Below are 19,989 nucleotides of genomic sequence, written 5' to 3' on the forward strand. Positions count from 1 at the left end.
GTTGAAATCGAGCCGAAAACAACCTAAAACCCTACCAGGGATTGAAACACCGCACCCGCTACCGCACTGATGCCACTTGTCACGCCGAAAACAACCTAAAACCCTACCAGGGATTGAAACCAAGCATTCATCACCCACTATCTAGGCAGTGAGTTGGGCCGAAAACAACCTAAAACCCTACCAGGGATTGAAACGCTCTGTTGGCTTAGTCAGCTCCGGCTTTGGTTTTGCTGCCGAAAACAACCTAAAACCCTACCAGGGATTGAAACTGGGTAGATAAGATGGCTGTGGTGCATCTACAAGCCGAAAACAACCTAAAACCCTACCAGGGATTGAAACAATATGGCTAACACAAAAACAGGAGTGCAAAAAGCCGAAAACAACCTAAAACCCTACCAGGGATTGAAACCGAGCTAGAATCCCCTAGAGGCAAGGAATGGCTGGGCCGAAAACAACCTAAAACCCTACCAGGGATTGAAACATTTTGATGCGACCCCCCCAGACGGCGCAGGAAGCCGAAAACAACCTAAAACCCTACCAGGGATTGAAACACGCAAAATACAGATGGTGCAATTAGTGGCAGTTTTGCCGAAAACAACCTAAAACCCTACCAGGGATTGAAACTGATGTTGCCGCAACCGATTACGGTAGCAAAGCAACGCGCCGAAAACAACCTAAAACCCTACCAGGGATTGAAACAAATTGTTTTCCGGCAAAAGGCTCGAACTTGAGGGCCGAAAACAACCTAAAACCCTACCAGGGATTGAAACTAATCAAACAACCGATAAGAACCCACGAATTACTACCGCCGAAAACAACCTAAAACCCTACCAGGGATTGAAACTAAGTAGCGTGTACTCATTGTCCTTAGCTCCCGGTGAAGCCGAAAACAACCTAAAACCCTACCAGGGATTGAAACAGTAGTAATTAGCTTACACTTATTACCTTCATGCCGAAAACAACCTAAAACCCTACCAGGGATTGAAACTATAAAGAAGAGATATGGGATAGTTGGGGATATTCGCCGAAAACAACCTAAAACCCTACCAGGGATTGAAACGGCGTGAGCGACAATTTCTTCTGCGGGTGCCGGTTCGGCCGAAGCCGAAAACAACCTAAAACCCTACCAGGGATTGAAACAAAGCAATTATTTTAGCTACGAAGAAGATCCAGAGCCGAAAACAACCTAAAACCCTACCAGGGATTGAAACCTCATACCCCTCAATGAAAGATGAAGAAATTCTGCCGAAAACAACCTAAAACCCTACCAGGGATTGAAACGTGCAAACTCTCGCCACTGACAGCATGATCGTATCGCCGAAAACAACCTAAAACCCTACCAGGGATTGAAACCCGGCCTCGTGATTCTAGATTACCTGCAACTACTCGCCGAAAACAACCTAAAACCCTACCAGGGATTGAAACTATTTTTATTATATTCCTTCTTCTTATGTAGCTCAGCCGAAAACAACCTAAAACCCTACCAGGGATTGAAACACATTCCCACCTTTCCCAAACCCACCACCAAGGAGGCAAAGCCGAAAACAACCTAAAACCCTACCAGGGATTGAAACTTTTCCATTCCTTGTAACTATACTCTCATTAAGGCCGAAAACAACCTAAAACCCTACCAGGGATTGAAACCTTTTTTGCCTCTAATGAGCAAGAATTTTTCATCTTGCGCCGAAAACAACCTAAAACCCTACCAGGGATTGAAACTGGTTGACAGTTTGTCAATCACATTGTAATCTTATGAGCCGAAAACAACCTAAAACCCTACCAGGGATTGAAACTCAGGTCGGCAAGCTCCGATCGCAACTGGGTAATTTCCTCCTCAGCCGAAAACAACCTAAAACCCTACCAGGGATTGAAACGACATTCGCAAGAAAATTTAGCTATCGTAGTGTACGAAGCCGAAAACAACCTAAAACCCTACCAGGGATTGAAACGGAGCTGATTTGGGAACCTGAAGACGAGGGTGGAGCCGAAAACAACCTAAAACCCTACCAGGGATTGAAACCCATCAGTTTGCCCCCGTCAGCTTGGCTTTAATCGCGTCAAGCCGAAAACAACCTAAAACCCTACCAGGGATTGAAACAAATGAAGAGCCTTATCGTCGTGTTAGCTTTACGCCGAAAACAACCTAAAACCCTACCAGGGATTGAAACCTCCCGATATCGACGACTTGAAACCCGAAACCGAGCCGAAAACAACCTAAAACCCTACCAGGGATTGAAACCTGGAACTCGACATCGAAAGTGCAGAGACTCAAGCCGAAAACAACCTAAAACCCTACCAGGGATTGAAACACTTTACTAGGGAGAAAGTTAGTATATGGGTAAGCCGAAAACAACCTAAAACCCTACCAGGGATTGAAACCTGATGCCAAGGAACGATAGACGCGAAAATTAGTTTTGCCGAAAACAACCTAAAACCCTACCAGGGATTGAAACTTGGCTTACGGGATACCGGGTGCTGGCAAAACTACTTTTAGCCGAAAACAACCTAAAACCCTACCAGGGATTGAAACCTGATAGTTGGCGGTTCTGTGGCCGGTTTTGTTAGGCCGAAAACAACCTAAAACCCTACCAGGGATTGAAACTGTAAACCTGAGATTGAATACCCTTTAATCCAAGGTAGGCCGAAAACAACCTAAAACCCTACCAGGGATTGAAACTCCGTCTATCTATATGGTCTTTTAGATCTTCAATCAGCCGAAAACAACCTAAAACCCTACCAGGGATTGAAACTTCGATGATGAGATAGACACCCATAAATAAAGGGCCGAAAACAACCTAAAACCCTACCAGGGATTGAAACGTGGTGTATTGGCTGCTTTCCTTGCGTAACAATTATCGCGCCGAAAACAACCTAAAACCCTACCAGGGATTGAAACATTAGGAATTGTATCGCCACATAAAAAGCCTTCATGCCGAAAACAACCTAAAACCCTACCAGGGATTGAAACAACTATTGCTAAAACGTTATTTGAAAAAGCTACTAAGCCGAAAACAACCTAAAACCCTACCAGGGATTGAAACTCCAAGTTTGCTTCAATCCATTGAGCGGTTTCGAGGCCGAAAACAACCTAAAACCCTACCAGGGATTGAAACCACCTTGCCAGTCGGGTGGGATTCTTGCCGGGATTATGCCGAAAACAACCTAAAACCCTACCAGGGATTGAAACAATACAACTTCTTAGTGTCTGAAACATCCTTTCTTTGCCGAAAACAACCTAAAACCCTACCAGGGATTGAAACACTGGCAAAAATCTCGACATGGAAAGCCTCGTATCGCCGAAAACAACCTAAAACCCTACCAGGGATTGAAACAATTGGTGACACTTACTACGTGGTTGATGTTATTGCGCCGAAAACAACCTAAAACCCTACCAGGGATTGAAACCAAACCAATGGAACAGAGAAGCTAAAGCTAGCAACGAGCGAGCCGAAAACAACCTAAAACCCTACCAGGGATTGAAACTGATGGGTTTATTGCTCCAACGCAATCTAGCTAGTCTGCCGAAAACAACCTAAAACCCTACCAGGGATTGAAACTTTGATGTATTCGGAAAGCTTGCACATTCCCAGCGCCGAAAACAACCTAAAACCCTACCAGGGATTGAAACTGAGGCAAATTCTCCCTCTAACTTTTGCTGAAGAAGAGCCGAAAACAACCTAAAACCCTACCAGGGATTGAAACTTAATTTCGTACTCGGACACCCACTCTTCAATATCGCCGAAAACAACCTAAAACCCTACCAGGGATTGAAACACAGACTCAATAGGTTTCCTAATTGCAAAAAGTTCTAACGCCGAAAACAACCTAAAACCCTACCAGGGATTGAAACCCCACAGAAAAACCAGAGCCGGAACAAAAATCGGGCCGAAAACAACCTAAAACCCTACCAGGGATTGAAACGGATTCCCGATAGTTTTCTCGCTAATTGTGATAGGGCCGAAAACAACCTAAAACCCTACCAGGGATTGAAACCCGCAAATTAACATCAACTTGGGCAAAAATGCCTCACGCCGAAAACAACCTAAAACCCTACCAGGGATTGAAACGGATTTTTCTTTTTTCTGCTTCAGTGTCTACCAGTAGCGCCGAAAACAACCTAAAACCCTACCAGGGATTGAAACCAACAGAAACAGCTTGACCAAGCTCGCAGCGCTGCCGAGCCGAAAACAACCTAAAACCCTACCAGGGATTGAAACCTCACACGGGTTAGGTGTGCGATGACGATTGGCGGGGTCGCCGAAAACAACCTAAAACCCTACCAGGGATTGAAACTTGGTTTTCCTACACCACCAAACACAAACGGTGAGCCGAAAACAACCTAAAACCCTACCAGGGATTGAAACACATATAATCGTAGGTAACGGGTAGGTAACTTATGCCGAAAACAACCTAAAACCCTACCAGGGATTGAAACATCATCGGTAAGCTGACAGTCGTATGCCAATTGCTTCAAGCAATCAATGCGCCGAAAACAACCTAAAACCCTACCAGGGATTGAAACTAGGCGATCGTGACGCTCTTGATCCGGCTCGTAAGCCGAAAACAACCTAAAACCCTACCAGGGATTGAAACGAAACTCGCAACGATTTGAATTTTAAGCAATTGGCCGAAAACAACCTAAAACCCTACCAGGGATTGAAACAAAAGTGTCTCTATCCCTCGAAAAGCTTCGTTTAGCCGAAAACAACCTAAAACCCTACCAGGGATTGAAACTTTGTGGCCAGCGATCGCGGCTACCTGTGGAATTGTGCCGAAAACAACCTAAAACCCTACCAGGGATTGAAACTTCGGGACTGCTGGCGGAAATTTTGGAAGAGACTGGCCGAAAACAACCTAAAACCCTACCAGGGATTGAAACCTCAAACCACATCGAACCCTGATCAGTTTTGGATTAATGCCGAAAACAACCTAAAACCCTACCAGGGATTGAAACTAGAAGCAAAAGCTTTTAAAAACTTTGCCATCCATTTTGGCCGAAAACAACCTAAAACCCTACCAGGGATTGAAACGAGTTGGCTGTTGTCTACGGCAGAAGTCGAGCAACTTATCAAAACGCCGAAAACAACCTAAAACCCTACCAGAAATTGAAACTTGATACACATATCTTTGTGGTGGTGAGTAGCTGCCGAAAACAACCTAAAACCCTACCAGGGATTGAAACGATAAAGATTTAAGCCTTCATCAAAAATTGCGTCATGCCGAAAACAACCTAAAACCCTACCAGGGATTGAAACTTACATTGCAGGTTAAAACTGTTTACGCTCCAGAGCCGCCGAAAACAACCTAAAACCCTACCAGGGATTGAAACTTGTGAGTCAGACCCTCCCATTTTTCCGGCGGCACCGACAGGCCGAAAACAACCTAAAACCCTACCAGGGATTGAAACGAATCTAAATGCGTTCACTTTGCAATCCTCCGAAACGCCGAAAACAACCTAAAACCCTACCAGGGATTGAAACAGAATATTGCAAGCTGTGGTAGGCGTAAAGCTTCGCCGAAAACAACCTAAAACCCTACCAGGGATTGAAACTCAGCAACCGCTTTAACGATTGGATTATTGTCAACATGCCGAAAACAACCTAAAACCCTACCAGGGATTGAAACTACCTTACACGCGAAATCGAGCAAGCGCTAATTGCCGAAAACAACCTAAAACCCTACCAGGGATTGAAACCTTGTTGATGATGTTCCCATTCTTTTTTTATTGCGCCGAAAACAACCTAAAACCCTACCAGGGATTGAAACGAGTGCTTCTCGCAAGATTTGGTAGCTCAAGCTGTGCCGAAAACAACCTAAAACCCTACCAGGGATTGAAACGTCGCCATTATCCGCGCCAACAACGAAGCCAGCGTCAAAGCCGAAAACAACCTAAAACCCTACCAGGGATTGAAACATCGCACGACGATATTTTCATCATTGTTGCTGTTGAGCCGAAAACAACCTAAAACCCTACCAGGGATTGAAACGCACGTCAGTAAGCGGACTCCCTAACGCTTCGCTTATGCCGAAAACAACCTAAAACCCTACCAGGGATTGAAACTGGAAAAAGGCATTAGGTTGTGATTATGATCCAAGCCGAAAACAACCTAAAACCCTACCAGGGATTGAAACTTGCAGGTTTCTGAATCCGTAGTAATTATTTAATGCCGAAAACAACCTAAAACCCTACCAGGGATTGAAACTGCGAACTCTCAGGGCTGCTACTGCCACAGACGAAGGCCGAAAACAACCTAAAACCCTACCAGGGATTGAAACAGAAGAAAATAATGTACAGAAAGTTCTTTGCAGGATAGCCGAAAACAACCTAAAACCCTACCAGGGATTGAAACGCAACTCAGTTACTGGCGGCCATGCTTGCATCGGGAGCCGAAAACAACCTAAAACCCTACCAGGGATTGAAACTCAAGCTTCCGTTTTGATGGTTTTCTTTTTAAGAGCCGAAAACAACCTAAAACCCTACCAGGGATTGAAACCACAGCTACGGGAACTTGCTTTGATAAGTCAACAGCCGAAAACAACCTAAAACCCTACCAGGGATTGAAACCAGTATCTGCAGGTAATATCGCCCGCCAGTTGGCGGACGAGGGAGGCCGAAAACAACCTAAAACCCTACCAGGGATTGAAACTGGTACGCACCACAGCCAACGGTGAAGAGCAAGGCTCGCCGAAAACAACCTAAAACCCTACCAGGGATTGAAACTTTCGGTAATTCCCGGTGAATAACAAACTCCGGGGCCGAAAACAACCTAAAACCCTACCAGGGATTGAAACTTGAAAAATAAAGCATAGTAAGAATTTAATATAAAGGCCGAAAACAACCTAAAACCCTACCAGGGATTGAAACTAAGGTAGAGTGAACTTATTAAACTGTTTAGCTACTTGCGCCGAAAACAACCTAAAACCCTACCAGGGATTGAAACTAGCTTTAAGCTCATTCAATAAAATAGCAGAATCGGGCAAGCCGAAAACAACCTAAAACCCTACCAGGGATTGAAACCTGAGGCTCTCCATTCCTGGAAACAGCGCATCCTTGAGCCGAAAACAACCTAAAACCCTACCAGGGATTGAAACCGGAAATCGCGCAACATCAAGTTAACCGCAGCATCAAGCCGAAAACAACCTAAAACCCTACCAGGGATTGAAACATCCTACCAGCCCTCCGGGGGCAACCAAGGGTACGCCGAAAACAACCTAAAACCCTACCAGGGATTGAAACTTGTTCGCTCAAGCTCTGACTTCCCCGGAAGATGAAGGCCGAAAACAACCTAAAACCCTACCAGGGATTGAAACTACGGTATCGAAGATGATGCAATCGGCGGCCAACGTTAACGACGCCGAAAACAACCTAAAACCCTACCAGGGATTGAAACGCCAGTAACTTCGGCTGGTTGCCCTATAGCAGTTGTAATCTGCGAGCCGAAAACAACCTAAAACCCTACCAGGGATTGAAACGCCAGTAACTTAGCCAGTCACCTGAAATTAGTTTGCCGAAAACAACCTAAAACCCTACCAGGGATTGAAACTTTGCTACGAAAGTAGCTACGGTAACCGTTACAAGCCGAAAACAACCTAAAACCCTACCAGGGATTGAAACCACCGTGCTGACAACTCCGACGTGACGATCGAAGTCCGCCGAAAACAACCTAAAACCCTACCAGGGATTGAAACAAACAGAGCAAAATTCGATCGATACTCCTGATCAAGCCGAAAACAACCTAAAACCCTACCAGGGATTGAAACCTCGACAACTCTGGCAATACCTGTATAGTGCAAATAGCCGAAAACAACCTAAAACCCTACCAGGGATTGAAACTAAAGACCCGAATGCCAGACTATGCTTGTGTTTCGGCCGAAAACAACCTAAAACCCTACCAGGGATTGAAACCACCGGGTTTACCCCACCATTTATACTCATCCATCGCCGAAAACAACCTAAAACCCTACCAGGGATTGAAACTGATATTAACATCAATGCTGATCATGCTCATCGTATAGGTAGCCGAAAACAACCTAAAACCCTACCAGGGATTGAAACCATTTTATGCCTGTGCATTAAGAGCAGTTTTAAGCCGAAAACAACCTAAAACCCTACCAGGGATTGAAACCGCTAAAAGCAGCTTCATCAAATAAAAAATCAATTATGCCGAAAACAACCTAAAACCCTACCAGGGATTGAAACAAGTTCTTTGAATTCGGAGAACTTCTTGACCGTAGCGCCGAAAACAACCTAAAACCCTACCAGGGATTGAAACAAGAAAGCGACGAACATTATCGCACTTGCAACACTGAGCCGAAAACAACCTAAAACCCTACCAGGGATTGAAACGTATAGAAGCGCTTGAGACTCAAGTGAGGGAGATGCGCGCCGAAAACAACCTAAAACCCTACCAGGGATTGAAACTCTTTCTACTATTTCTCTAGCAGCCATGCCTTTTTGCCGAAAACAACCTAAAACCCTACCAGGGATTGAAACGTGTTTACTCAAGCCCACCTCTCACCAGCAAGGCGCTTGCCGAAAACAACCTAAAACCCTACCAGGGATTGAAACTTGCACTCTGCCTAGAGCCAAACAAGAAGGGATAGCCGAAAACAACCTAAAACCCTACCAGGGATTGAAACTAAGCCAAGATTGGTGGATGACCCACAGTTTATTTTTAGCCGAAAACAACCTAAAACCCTACCAGGGATTGAAACTCATCAAGATTGACCTCAAACTTGCTTTGTTATCTCTAGCCGAAAACAACCTAAAACCCTACCAGGGATTGAAACAAAAAGTTTGCCAATAGTGCCGAAACTTTTGGCTATGGTGCGCCGAAAACAACCTAAAACCCTACCAGGGATTGAAACGGGTAACTTCCATTGTTCGGAGCCAACCCATTACGCCGAAAACAACCTAAAACCCTACCAGGGATTGAAACATGTCAAGGGGTTTGAAAAAATAAATGACAAAATCTAGCCGAAAACAACCTAAAACCCTACCAGGGATTGAAACAACTTGCCAGGGGGAAATTCAAAAATGATTACTTCCACGCCGAAAACAACCTAAAACCCTACCAGGGATTGAAACGTGGTGAGTATCACAGAGTTTTTTGCTAAAGAAGCCTCGAGCCGAAAACAACCTAAAACCCTACCAGGGATTGAAACATGGAGCAGGAGGCTGAAAATTGTGGATTAAATGCCGAAAACAACCTAAAACCCTACCAGGGATTGAAACTAATTAAATTGCCTTGCATGACACCAATTTTATTTTCGCCGAAAACAACCTAAAACCCTACCAGGGATTGAAACATGTAGGGGAGGGTGGAATGGAAAACGGGGAAAATTCAGCCGAAAACAACCTAAAACCCTACCAGGGATTGAAACAACTTCGGGGCTTTCTGGGATTTAATTCTTAATGCCGAAAACAACCTAAAACCCTACCAGGGATTGAAACGTTTTTTTGTCGTCTATCAGGACTTTCATAAATCTAGTCGCCGAAAACAACCTAAAACCCTACCAGGGATTGAAACGTTCGCCGTGTTTCAAATGTTGCCAAACAGATGTATCGGCCGAAAACAACCTAAAACCCTACCAGGGATTGAAACTTCGTAAAGTCGGACAGGTCGTTTTCGCCTGCTAAGGCCGAAAACAACCTAAAACCCTACCAGGGATTGAAACTTTCGGAAGTATTCAGCAGTATTCAGCAGAGGAGGAGACAGGAGGAAAGAGGGTATTCTTCTCCTGACTCCTGACTCCTGACTCCTGACTCCTTCTTCGCCGGAAACAAGTTTACTTCCAACACTCACAGCAGAGGTGGTGCTCATCGCTAATCTCACATTTGATAAAAGTGCTCCGATTCAGGAATTGATTCAAACAACACGGTGTAGACTATTATATTTACCGCCATACTCTCCAGAGTTTAACAAAATTGAACAAAGAAGAGTCTTGGCTAAAAAGTCAAATTCGTAAACAGCTTGATGAGTTTGATTGCTTACATTTTGGCGACCCTTGGATGTCTTGCGCCTGGGAGCATAACACCGGCCGTTGCTAAATGTAATTTCCCAGATTCTTCAGTTGACAAAACCTCAAAATTATGACCACTCAAACAACTTCTCCACTCCTACTCAGTCCCTTCAAAATCGGAGATTTATCCTTAAAAAACCGGGTACTCATGGCACCCATGACGAGAGCCAGAGCCGGTGAAGCGCGGATGCCCAACGCCTTGATGGCAGAGTATTACACTCAGCGAGCCTCCGCTGGTTTAATCATTACAGAAGCCACAGTGGTTTCTACTCAAGCTAATGGTTGGCTCAATACCCCCGGTATTTATTCAGACGAGCAAGGCGAAGCTTGGAAACAAGTTGTGACTGCGGTTCAGGCCCGCGAAACGCCGATTTTCATGCAGCTTTGGCACTGCGGACGAGCTTCCCACAGCAGTTTTCATCAAAACAATCAATTGCCAGTTGCAGCATCTGCCATCAAAATCAACGGAGAAGGCATTCATACCCCTCTAGGCAAACAACCCTACGAAACTCCCCGTGCTCTAGAAACCGATGAAATCTCCCTGGTTGTAGAAGATTATCGCAAGGCGGCGGAACGGGCAAAAATGGCAGGTTTTGACGGTGTAGAAATTCACGCGGCAAACGGCTATCTCATTGACACATTCCTGCAAACCAAAACCAATCACCGCACAGATTCCTATGGCGGATCAGTTGAAAATCGCTACCGTTTTCTTAAGGAAATTGTCGAGGCAATAATCACAGTATATCCGGCAAACCGAGTGGGAGTTAGACTTTCTCCCAACGGTGTTTACAATGACATGGGTTCTCCAGAATATCGAGAAGATTTTCTGTATTTCGCGAAGCAGTTAAATGCCTATGATTTAGCTTACCTTCACTTGGTGGACGGTTTGGCATTGGGCTTTCACGAATTGGGAACGCCGATGATGATAGGAGAGTTTCGCGATGTGTTTACAGGTGTGCTCGTCGGCAACTGCGGATATACTCAAGAACAGGCTGAAACGGCCCTGAACAGCCAAGTTGCGGATTTAATTGCTTTTGGTCGGGATTTTATCAGCAATCCTGACTTGGTAGAGCGTTTTACTAATGGTTGGCCGCTCAATCCGCCTGCTGAAGTCGGCGTCTGGTATTCTTTTGGGCCTGAAGGTTATATCGATTTCCCTACCTATCAGGAACCAGCAGCTATTTCTTAGTTGATTTTGTTGGGGCGGGTTTATCAATAAATACCGAGTATGTGCATCATAGATACAGCATATTCCATGTATATGCGGTACACACAACCTTGTCGTAAGTAAGGTGCGTCGCCACCAGTCAATCTGCAAGTTTCATTAAACATGAGCAGCGACGCACCCTACATAACAATGTACCAACAATAGAGCTTTATAGTGTACTTCACGAACCACCGAATATGCTGTAATTGTCAACCCGCCCCTAATATCATGTCCGGTCAATTAACCATGATTCCTGTAGGGGCCCGTGAGCCAAGATATTGAATAGAAACGGGAAAATCTGTAAACCCGCCCCGGCCTTTAATCGCGGTCAATCGATTGGACATGATATAAAAGATGTATGGTTAATTTCTCCAAATAAGAGTCGAAGTTGGACTCATATTTAATTTTCATCCCCCGTTGAAAACGAGTATTTATTATTTGTAAAAACACTTCTTATGGCTCCTGCCTCCCGTCCCCTGCCTCCTGCCCCCTGCCTCCCCTCTCCTGCCTCCAATTTCTAGCTTGCCGGCAAAAGTGAGAGGCTCCCAGTTGAGATCGAGAACGTTTCCTCATATCCTAATAACCATAGGGTACTTCAAAACATCCAAGCTGCTAGCTCAGGGTTTGAGTGCCTGAAAAAAATCCATAGCGGAAGCGCTTTTAACAAGATGGCACAAAATCACAAATCAACGGTTATCATTACCGGCGCTTCCTCCGGCGTCGGTTTGTACGGCGCAAAAGCTCTCGCAGACAAAGGATGGCACGTAGTCATGGCCTGTCGGGACGTGCGGAAAGCCGGAGACGCCGCGCGAGAGTTGGGTATACCTGAAGGCAGTTTCTCCATCATGGAGATTGACTTGGGCGATTTGGAGAGCGTGCGTAGGTTTGCCCGCGCATTTAAAGCCAGCGGCAGGCCTCTGGACGCTTTGGTGTGCAACGCGGCCATTTATATGCCTTTGATTAAGGAACCGCTGCGGAGCCCGGAGGGTTACGAGTTGACGATGACTACCAATCACCTGGGTCATTTCCTGCTGTGCAACCTGATGATGGAAAATATGAAGCCTTCCTATTATTCCGATGCCAGAATCGTGATTTTGGGAACCGTGACTCACAATCCAGACGAGTTGGGCGGGAAGATTCCGCCGCGCCCGGATTTGGGCAAGTTTGAGGGTTTTGAAGCGGGTTTCAAAGACCCGATTTCGATGGTTGATGGCAAGAAGTTTGAACCGGTCAAGGCTTACAAAGATAGCAAAGTTTGCAATGTGCTGACGATGCGGGAGTTGCACCGCCGCTTTCACGAATCCACGGGGATTACTTTCACTTCGCTGTATCCGGGATGCGTCGCGGATACGCCGCTTTTCCGCAATCACTATCCTTTGTTTCAGAAGCTGTTCCCGCTGTTTCAGAAGAATATCACGGGGGGTTACGTGTCGCAGGAGTTGGCGGGCGAAAGGCTGGCGATGGTGGTTGCTGATCCAGAATACAAGCAATCTGGGGCTTATTGGAGTTGGGGAAATCGCCAGAAAAAAGATGGTAAGTCTTTTGTGCAAAAGGTTTCTCCCCAGGCCCGCGATGATGAAAAAGGCGAGCGGATGTGGGAGTTGAGCGCTAAGTTGGTGGGATTGACTGACGGGGCTCAAATGGGTGCTGCGGCTGGTGCGGGCCGGTCTGCATAATTCAGAGTTACCAATCCCCTTTATCGGGCTTGGCGGTTGAAACGGCGTCTACGCACAGGATGTGGGTAGACGCTGACTCAATAATAAAGGGGGTATTACAGTCGGATTTGGGATGATGCACCACAATCAAAGAAACCGGCTTTTTTAGTGGCTATGCGGGCTGTAACTCATATCTTGCACCAATATCAATAAGAGGATTTTTCGTGGGGTCGGGCGGGTTTATAGAACCTATTTGCAAGCTTTAAGGCTGTTGGCGAACCCGCCCCTACGGCTAATTGAGAATGGTGCAATATCTCAGTTGTAACTCACATCTGGCACCATTCTCAAGAACGGGCTCTCCGGCCCGTTCCACAAGAGATGAATTTTCTTCTTGTGGAACAGGCATCTTGCCTGTTCATAAAAAGATTATTGAGAATGGTGCAATATCTCAGTTGTAGCGCGTTTCTGGTTTACCCTGGCGTCCAGGACTGTTCTGGTCGCTGCATTACCATGAAAGCGTAGGTTTTGCAAATAAAAAATTTTGGTTTTTTTTACGGTTTACGATCGACTTACAGGATATTTTTTCGGATAAGAACCCGGTTGATGCGTAAGTGTTGGGAAATGAACAGCCGTCGATCGACCTTTTGGTTTGTAGCCGTCGCCGAAACTGTTGGCTGGGACGGCTGTTTCCTTTTTTTGCTGTTAAGATTGATTTTTACTTGAGGGTGCTCTATTGCGGAAAATATTTTCACCCAATTATTCGAGATAATTAGATTCTATGGCTTGTCGCTCGCAAAAACTATTTTTATTCGCTGGTATTTTGGGGTTAGTTGTGTTGGCAAAACCAGCGAAAACATCCGCTAGCACAGTTGAAATTTTGACCTCAAATGTTGAGGATTTGGCCGCAGTTAGCAGCAGAGGCGATCGAGCTTTCCTTCCCGATACTAATCTTGACAAACGCGAAGACTTGCCCGTAAAAGACGAGGGAACCCAGTTACCCGCTGAATCAGAACACTCGGTGGCGGCGGAAACTCCCGACTTACCCCCTTCCTCGGCAAATTTAGTCGATGTGACATCTTACACCATTCTCAAGAACAGGCAAGATGCCTGTTCCACAACGAGTGAGTTTGATTGTGGGGTGGGCATAGAGCCCGCCGGTAACAGGCTTATTGACAAGGGTGCAACATCTCAGGCCGTTAGCGAAGCCCTCGGAGAGGATCGCACATTCAGCGCAAAAACTCCAGAAACCGAGATTTTTAACTCATATCAAAAGCTAGAAGAAAATATTGACAGAAAAAAAATTGAATTGGGTATCGATCGAGCCTCGCAACTCAGTCAACTGCCCAACCCAATTCTGCCCAGAGAGCCGGAATTACCTGCACCAACAGCACCGCAACCTCCCCCGCCGTCTCCCCTCCCACCAACCCCGCTAACACCTGTTCCCGGCGATAATAGACCGGGGATTATCGGTACAATTAGGGTCGATCGCTTTGAATTTGAGGGCAACACGGCTTTTAGCGATCGCGAACTCGCAGAAGTTACGCAACAGTTTGCGGGCCGCGAAATCACCTTTGCTGAACTGATCGCAGCCGAAGCAGCAGTAACTCAAAAATATGTAGCTGCAGGATACATCAATTCCGGCGCTGTAATTACCGCCAACCAAACCTTTCCGAGAGAAGGAGGTGTGGTGAAAATTCGCATTGTAGAAGGCGGATTAGATGAAATTGTGATTACTGGAAACAGACGCTTAAATTCTAATTACGTGCGATCGCGCCTAGAACGCGCTACCAGACGGCCCCTCAACCGATCTCGCTTGCTGGAAGCCTTGCAAATGCTGCAACTCGACCCCTTAATTGGCAATATTTCCGCCGAACTCCAAGCCGGAAGCCGCCCGGAAAACAGCCGCTTAGAAGTGCGGGTAAAAGAAGCAGACAGCTTTAGCGCTGAAGTGTTCGTAGACAACAATCGATCGCCCAGCGTCGGCAGTTTTCGGCGCGGTGTTCGCATCAATCAAGCAAATTTGCTCGGTTTGGGCGACGGATTAGAGGTATCTTATGCTAACACCGACGGCAGCAACGAATTCAACGGCAGCTACACAGTCCCCGTCAACGCGCGCAACGGCACGATAGGGTTCGCTGCGAGTGCTGCTAGCACCAATATCATCGAGGAACCCTTTGATGCTGCACAAATTGAGGGGAAATCGCGGACTTACGAGTTAACTTACCGCCAGCCGATTGTCGAAAAGCCCGATCGCACTTTGGCTTTGGGACTGAGTTTTTCGCGGCAAGAAAGCGATACATTCCTGTCAGGGGAACGATTTGCGCTGTCGGCGGGCGCAAACGATCGCGGCGAAACGCGGGTTTCGGCTGTGCGCTTTTTTCAAGAATACGTGCAGCGGAGTTCCAACCAAGTGTTCGCGGCGCGATCGCAGTTTTCCCTCGGCACTAATCTGTTCGGCGCTACTGCGAACGATAGCGGGCCCGACAGCCGCTTTCTGGCGTGGCGAGGCCAAGCCCAGTACGTGCGGCTGTTAGCCCCAGAAACCTTGCTGATTGTGCGTTCCGACATTCAATTAGCCGATCGCCCCCTGCTTTCCCTCGAACAAATTGGCATCGGTGGCGTTCAAAGCGTGCGCGGATACCGCCAAGATTTGCTGTTAACTGATAGCGGCGCGATCGCATCTGCTGAAGTGCGAATTCCGGTTTGGCGTGTCCCGGAAGTCCAAGGATTGTTGCAAGTGGCTCCGTTTATCGATTTTGGGGTAGGATGGAACCATTCAGGAGAAAAGCCGAATCCTGACTCTGACAAACTGCTGGGTGCAGGTTTGGGGCTTATTTGGCAGATGGGCGATCGGTTGAATGTGCGTCTCGACTATGGTATTCCTTTGATAAATGCTCGATCGGGCGATCGAACTTTGCAGGAAAAAGGCATCTACTTTCGGATTAATTACTTTGCTTTCTAGCTAGTTCTGGCTGGGGTTGAAACCCCTGTATCCTAGCGGAATTCCACCGCTAGAACGATTAAATATAGTTCAGCTAATTCCATGCTCTACTTCAATCTAATATTAATTCCGGTTAGCTTGGAATGATTTAACCGCAGAGAACGCAGAGAACGCAGAGGAAGGGAAGAGAGATGAATAATTCCGATAAAGTGCGGATTTGATATTATATCTAATCCGCACTTCATCGGAATAGTAAATTCCAGTTCACTGTTCACGGCGTCAACAGTTAACCGTCAACAGTCAACATCATTCCGGTGTTACCGGAAATGATATAAAATCTCAACTCTCAAATCTCAAATCTCAAGTCTCAATTGTATAACTTAGTTAACACAAGAGGGCTGGTTTTATGGTTCAGACAAAAACTAAACTAACATTTGCAGAGTTTCTCGAAAAGTACCCAGACGGATCGGGCATCTACGAACTTGTAAATGGAGAGATTGTCAAAGTGGAAGCAACCAGGGCTCATAAAAATGTGGCACGATTTCTTGTTAAGTCTTTCGACAGAGAAAGCGAACGCTTGGGGCTTGACTATATAGTTGACAAAGATATAGTTTTGAGAACAATAACAGCTTCAGGACAAGAACAAGGCAGAAATCCTGATGTCGGCGTGGTTAAGGCATCAGTATGGAACAGTAATGTACGTGGCTACGGAGCCCTTACCGAACCTATCCAATTAGCAGTTGAAGTTACCTCAACTAACTGGGAAGACGACTATGTGGATAAGCTAGATGAGTATCAACGCCTCGGCATTTGTGAGTATTGGATTGTGGACTATTTAGCGATCGCTTCTAGGGCTTATCTAGGAAATCCCAAAATTCCCACAGTTTTCGTTTACTCTTTGGAAAATGGCAGTTATGTAGTTCAAAGTTTTAGAGGTAATGAGCGCATTATGTCTAAAAGTTTTCCCGAACTAGAAATCACAGTCGAGCAACTTGTACTCAGCAGCCAAATTCAAAAGATTTAGAGCAACGAGATGAGATTACACCGATAAACTTTATCCTGGAAAGAGTGTTTTTATGTCTCCCTTGCATTACTCGTTACTATTTGCACCATTCTCAAGAACAGGCAAGATGGCTGTTCCACAAAGAGTAGATTTTCTTATGGGGAGTAGGGGTTGGGCATCTAGCCGGGCCGTAAGTTACTCCCTACTGTTTGCCTTCCTGTTGCTATTTCCCACTTCCGCGATCGCCCAAATCATTCCCGATAATACCCTGGGCCCGGAAAGTTCCCGCACAGTTCCCGATACTATCAATAACATACCCTCAGATAGAATCACTGGCGGAGCAACACGCGGCGTTAATTTATTTCACAGCTTGCGGGAATTCAACGTTGGTGAAGGGCGGGGAGCTTATTTTGAAAATCCCAGCGGAATTTCTAATATTTTTACCCGCGTTACGGGCCCCAACTCCTCAAATATTTTAGGGACTCTAGGAGTTTTGGGAAACGGCAATTTATTCTTAATTAATCCGAAAGGAATTGTATTCGGGCCGAACGCTCGGTTAGATGTGCGCGGTTCTTTTCTGGCTGGAACGGCTGACAGCATTGTATTTAATAACGGCTTTGAATTTAGCAGCGCCAATCCCCAAGCAGCGCCGCTATTGACGGTTAATATTCCGGTGGGTTTGAGATTTCGAGAGAATCCCGGCGCAATTGTCAACACTTCCAGTGTCACCCAAGTTATTCAAGACAAAACAATTCCCGTCGGTTTGGCAGTTCCTCCCGGTCAAACCTTAGCACTGGTAGGAGGAGATTTAATCTTTAACAATGGTTTTGCCAGCGCTTTTAGTGGTAATATTCAATTAGGAAGTGTGGCAAGTCCAGGTTTGGTAAGCTTCAACATCACGCCCATAGGATTAGGTTTAGATTATACAAATGTTGCCAATTTGGGCAACATTGAATTATCAGGTTTATCGGCGGTGACGGCGAGCGGGCCCGGTGGGGGCGCGATCGCACTCCGGGGAGGAAATGTGATTTTGCGCGATCGATCGAGCCTAGTATCCGATACCTTGGGAAACATTGACGGCCGCGGCATCAATATCGAAGCAGCACGATTTAGCCTATTAGATCGAGCCTTTGTCGGCTCCACCACTACCGGAAGCGGAGCCGGAGGCCCGATCAATGTCCGAACCGCCGAAAATATAGAACTTAAGGGAATAGGATTTGAGAACTTTCGGCAACGAATTCTCGATCCGGGTGCAGCACAAGAGCCACCAGATATCGCCTCCCGCGAAAGCAGCATCATTACCGGAACCCTCGGTGCCGGCAGAGCGGGGGATATCGCGCTCGACACCAAACGATTAACTATCCGAGACGGATCGGTAATACTCAACCCTACAGTCGGTACGGGAGACGGCTCTGGCGTGACAATTAGAGCCTCTGAATCGGTAGAAATCAACGCATCCGGGCTGTTCACCACAACTTTTAACAGCGGAAATGCAGGCAGTATCGCTATCGAAACCGGTCAACTGAGTGTCACCGACGGAGCCATCGTCTCGCCCTCGACTTTTGGTGTCGGGAACAGCGGAAATCTGATCGTGAGAGCTTCTGACTCGGTAATAGTAGCGAGAGAGCGAGCTGATAGCCCCCTGAGTACGGCTCTAGCCGCTAACAGTATAGGCGGCACGGGAAGGGCAGGAAACATCGAAATTAACACCCGCTCCCTGCGCGTAGAAGCAGGGGCTAGCATCTCTTCTTCGAGCGGGCTGAGCACAGGAGAAAGACTGATTCCTGTGGGCGGGCCCGGCGGAAACATCACCGTCAACGCCTCAGACTCGGTGGAAGTGATCGGCACCGCACCGGGCGCTCGCCCTTCCCGAAGTCTGATCGCTGCGGGAACGGTTGGGAGCGGCAAAGGCGGGGATGTGACATTGAACGCCAGACGGTTGAGTGTCCGAGACGGAGGAGCTATCGGAGCATCAACTCTGGGTACGGGACAAGGGGGAAATTTGACTCTGGCGGCTTCGGAATCGATGGAAATAGCCGGAACTACCAGAGACGGGAGCTTTCCCAGCACCATCGGCACAGCTTCGGGAGATTTGCTGTACCAGACTTTGTTGGGGCTGCAACCTCCATCCGGTGCGGCGGGAAGCTTGAGCATTGCAACGGGCAGGTTGAGTGTCCGAGACGGGGCGACGGTTAGCGTCCAAAGTTATGGAACGGGGGCGGCTGGCAGCATCAATGTTGTCACAGATTCGATCGCCCTCAACAACAAAGGCAGTATTGACGGCACGACTGTATCGGGTATCGGGGCTAATATTAACTTGCGATCGCGAGACATCCAATTGCGCCGCAACAGCCGAGTTACCACCGATGCGGGTGCTGCAGACGGCGGCAACATCACCCTCAACAGCGATATCCTAGTGGGGCAAAACAATAGCGACATCACCGCCAACGCTCGCAGTGCAGCAGGCGGCCGCGTTAATGTCAATGTCCCGAATATCTTGGGCTTTGCAGCAGCGGGCCGCGAACAGGTGAGAGACAGGTTGGGGCTGAGCGACGCTCAATTTGCAGCTTTGCAAGTAACTCCTACATCTGAGCTTTCCACCAGCGACATCGCCGCCATTTCCCAAAGTAGCGGCCCGGCTTTGCAAGGTACTGTTACATTTAGTGCTTCTGGCGTCAATCCCGCTCAAGGTTTAGTGGAACTGCCGCAAAATGTTGTCGATCCGACTGCTTTAATTGCGGCAAATCCCTGCACGCAAGGGGTCGAGAGCGCATTTACTGTCACTGGGAAAGGAGGAGTGCCACCGAGTCCTAATGATGCCCTCAGCAGCGCTCCATCGCCGCTTCCGTGGGTGGAAGAGGCAGGAAGTTCGACAACGGGCAATGTACGGGATGTAACCGATCGAGCGAAGACGGAATTGGGCCCAATCCAGGATGGGGAAGTTGTTCCGGCTCGCGGTTGGGTGATGAATGCTCAAGGAGAAGTTATGCTTGTGGCGAATCAAGTTGCGGGTCAATTGGACGATCGCACGAGGGATTCTGTATCGGTTTGTCCGCCCCGATGACCCCTTGGTTACAACTCACATCTTGCACCATTCTCAATTAGCCGTAGGGGCGGGTTCGCCAACAGCCTTAAAGCTTGCAAATAGGTTCTATAAACC

The 19,989-nt window shown here is 47.1% G+C and carries 6 protein-coding genes and 1 CRISPR repeat array (1 of these 7 running past the window's edge); all 6 genes read left to right on the plus strand.

Going from position 1 to position 19,989, the window contains the following annotated elements:
- Positions 1-9,678: direct repeats of the CRISPR family, unit length 37 nt; unit sequence GCCGAAAACAACCTAAAACCCTACCAGGGATTGAAAC; it begins 2,257 nt to the left of the window's first position.
- Positions 9,679-9,816: 138 nt separating this feature from the next.
- The 6 genes from QUA16_RS36915 (at position 9,817) to QUA16_RS14665 (ending at position 19,893) form a co-directional block, all read left to right on the plus strand.
- A complete protein-coding gene (locus tag QUA16_RS36915) occupies positions 9,817-9,969 on the plus strand; it encodes a transposase (protein WP_445305408.1) in 153 nt (50 codons plus the stop codon).
- Positions 9,970-10,093: 124 nt separating this feature from the next.
- Positions 10,094-11,212, plus strand: a complete 1,119-nt coding sequence (locus tag QUA16_RS14645; protein WP_333104012.1) for an alkene reductase — start codon at positions 10,094-10,096, stop codon at positions 11,210-11,212.
- Positions 11,213-11,898: 686 nt separating this feature from the next.
- Positions 11,899-12,906, plus strand: coding sequence for a protochlorophyllide reductase (locus tag QUA16_RS14650; RefSeq protein ID WP_333099251.1), 1,008 nt, complete (start codon positions 11,899-11,901; stop codon positions 12,904-12,906).
- A gap of 757 nt (positions 12,907-13,663) precedes the next feature.
- Complete coding sequence (locus tag QUA16_RS14655) at positions 13,664-15,847, plus strand: ShlB/FhaC/HecB family hemolysin secretion/activation protein (RefSeq protein ID WP_333104013.1); 2,184 nt, start codon at positions 13,664-13,666, stop codon at positions 15,845-15,847.
- A 385-nt stretch (positions 15,848-16,232) separates the two neighbouring features.
- Complete coding sequence (locus QUA16_RS14660) at positions 16,233-16,850, plus strand: Uma2 family endonuclease (RefSeq protein ID WP_333104014.1); 618 nt, start codon at positions 16,233-16,235, stop codon at positions 16,848-16,850.
- Positions 16,851-16,956: 106 nt separating this feature from the next.
- The gene (locus QUA16_RS14665) at positions 16,957-19,893 is read left to right on the plus strand and encodes a two-partner secretion domain-containing protein (protein ID WP_333104015.1); all 2,937 of its coding nucleotides are present in this window, start codon (positions 16,957-16,959) and stop codon (positions 19,891-19,893) included.
- Positions 19,894-19,989: the final 96 nt, after the last annotated feature.

Source organism: Microcoleus sp. S13_C3, assembly GCF_036700905.1.
In the GTDB taxonomy this organism is placed as follows: domain Bacteria; phylum Cyanobacteriota; class Cyanobacteriia; order Cyanobacteriales; family Microcoleaceae; genus Microcoleus.

Bases quoted from the DNA above. Each gene is read 5' to 3' on its own strand.
- QUA16_RS14645 (WP_333104012.1), top strand. From the start codon at position 10,094: ATGACCACTCAAACAACTTCTCCACTCCTACTCAGTCCCTTCAAAATC.
- QUA16_RS14650 (WP_333099251.1), top strand. From the start codon at position 11,899: ATGGCACAAAATCACAAATCAACGGTTATCATTACCGGCGCTTCCTCC.
- QUA16_RS14655 (WP_333104013.1), top strand. From the start codon at position 13,664: ATGGCTTGTCGCTCGCAAAAACTATTTTTATTCGCTGGTATTTTGGGG.
- QUA16_RS14660 (WP_333104014.1), top strand. From the start codon at position 16,233: ATGGTTCAGACAAAAACTAAACTAACATTTGCAGAGTTTCTCGAAAAG.
- QUA16_RS14665 (WP_333104015.1), top strand. From the start codon at position 16,957: ATGGCTGTTCCACAAAGAGTAGATTTTCTTATGGGGAGTAGGGGTTGG.